The sequence below is a fragment of the Aminobacter sp. J44 genome (genome assembly GCF_007829415.1).
In the GTDB taxonomy this organism is placed as follows: domain Bacteria; phylum Pseudomonadota; class Alphaproteobacteria; order Rhizobiales; family Rhizobiaceae; genus Aerobium.
Genome location: NZ_VLJG01000079.1, coordinates 1 through 2,039, shown reverse-complemented (window position 1 = coordinate 2,039; position 2,039 = coordinate 1). Strand labels below are relative to the sequence as shown.

General features: G+C 59.2%; 2 protein-coding genes. Both read right to left on the bottom strand.

Annotation, left to right across the window (positions count from 1 at the left end; translation table 11 throughout):
• Positions 1 to 6 precede the first annotated feature (6 nt).
• Positions 7 to 669 carry an HK97 family phage prohead protease gene (locus tag L610_RS19420; RefSeq protein ID WP_144706994.1) on the bottom strand — a complete coding sequence of 221 codons (663 nt, stop codon included), beginning with the start codon at positions 667 to 669 and terminating at the stop codon, positions 7 to 9.
• 392 nt (positions 670 to 1,061) lie between these two features.
• The coding region (locus L610_RS19415) for a hypothetical protein (RefSeq protein ID WP_210246028.1) at positions 1,062 to 2,039 on the bottom strand (978 nt) is incomplete at its 5' end.

Below are 2,039 nucleotides of genomic sequence, written 5' to 3'. Positions count from 1 at the left end.
CCGCCGCTATCCTGCTACACCACGCCCCGGCACATCATCAGCGGGAGACCTACCCATCTGGTACACCTCCTCCGGAGTGGCTCTTCGCCATCTCGTGGATATGCCGACTTCGTTTTGCCGCGCCATCATGCGTGCTCGTGCCGCCGCCGGACTGTCGTCCTGTCCGATCGAGCGGAATTGCGCCCCAGCATCCGCTGGGACCGGCACTGCCGAAAGCTCAAGCGGCTCCCAATCGACGACACGCCATTCATCATCAGCGCCGTCGCCATCGGAGTCGGTCTTGATGACCTTGTGGATGGTGTAGCCGACAGAGACGTTTCGAATGATGCCGTCTCGGATCTTGGAAACGATGTCTGCATCAGCGGCTGCGCTTGAGAGTTTGACCCGCGCAATACCGACGCCGTCGGCAATTTTTGCAGAGCCAGGGACGACGGCGCCAACCACCTGCGCAAGTGCTGAATCATCGTGGGTGTCCAGCAGGGGCGCGCCGGCGTTGAGGTGATCAAGGCGAACAGCCTTCGGCGAAACTTCCAGAATTTCCTGGTAGTAACGACCAGAGCGCCAGTCATAGCGCCTCACCGCAGCACCAGTCGTCCAAACGACTTCAACTGTATTTTGGGCTTCATCGAACGAAGCAGGCCGCATTTCGGCGGCTCGTGTAAGTTTCATTTTTGTCTCCGTAAGGCGGAAAGCGAGTGAGTAAAAAAAAGACCGCAGCACCCGCCGTGAACGCATTTCGGCGGCGGGCGCGCGATCAACCCGACCGCTGCGTCGGGGATGAGGTGGGCCGCCGGTTCATCCGCGGTCGGCCCCGCGCGCGAGCGCGCAAAACTCTTGGCGAAAAAAGGCGGGGCGGCCGAAGCCGCCCCAATGCTCGCCGACAGGTCGTTTTTCCGACTAACCGACCCCACTGCCTGCCGCGACTGAGGAGCAAGTCGCAACAGATGTTCGTGCTGCGTAACCAGAAGAACCGCAGCGCGAAAGAAGGAGCATAAAACGTAGAAGGGCTGCCTCGCAGCAGCCCTCCCACCTTAGCCAACTTCGTCCGTATCGGCCCGTATTCAGGCGGATTTCTTTCTTATAATCAGGAAGTTATCGTTTGCCGATTTGATCTTTGGTCGACCAAGGAAGCCATGAACGATAGCAAGTCCGCGCATCACCAGACCTTTGCCCACCGCTGTTGCGGTTGACCCCGAATAGCCCTCTTGTTCGCCTATCCAACTAAGCGTCTGCCCGCCGAGGACTGCGTCTTCGAACGGCTCCAAGAGACCGCCCAGTGCGATACGAATGCGATTAAGCCGCGGCCTCTTGTCGATGTAATCCGCGATTGTGTGCTCGTTGATCTCGACATGTAAGCTGCGGGTCCGCCCAATAACCGGATCTCCATCCTTAGCCGCGGCAGCGGGCAGTATCCGTTTGGCAGGTTGGGGATACGGTTTCTTACTTCGCTTGACTTCACTGCGATACTCGATCTCGCCGCCTGGTACGCGGGTGCCTTTAAAGCCCTTGGCGGCCGCAGCATCCACTTCAGCAACTCCATCACGGAGCGTGTTTCGGTAAACGACTTCCAGGCCGCTGGACTTGTTGTACGACTGCCCCTTCAGCGGCTCCGCTTCGCATAGGGCAACAAGCTGACGGTATTGCAAAGCTGCTTCAATCAGGTCATGCCGGCGCTCGCGACGCAACACGTCAAGAAGCGGGAAGTCTTCTCGCTCACTTGGTTTGCAATCCGGATCGCCGATAGCTTGGCGCCTTTCAAACTTGCGTCGCATCTTGCCTATGGCCTTTTCCTCCGCTTCACGCTTCTGTCTCGCCCGTTCTCGTCCTTCGGCACGCTCTTCCGGCGTGGACTTGCCTCGAGTGGCCACATCCGTTGCCGGAATGAGGGGCACCAGAAGGCCTTTCTCATCGCGCAAAAGCTTGCCGCCAGCATCGCGTCGAAAAGTACCCCTCCGGTGAAGGCCGCCTTGCGGGCTGAGGGCGAACGTCGGAAGTCCTAGGGATAATCCTAGGAGTAGCCCTATGACGATGCCGCGGGT

Excerpts from the sequence above, each read along its gene's own strand:
- L610_RS19420 (WP_144706994.1), bottom strand. The coding sequence starts at position 669 with ATGAAACTTACACGAGCCGCCGAAATGCGGCCTGCTTCGTTCGATGAA.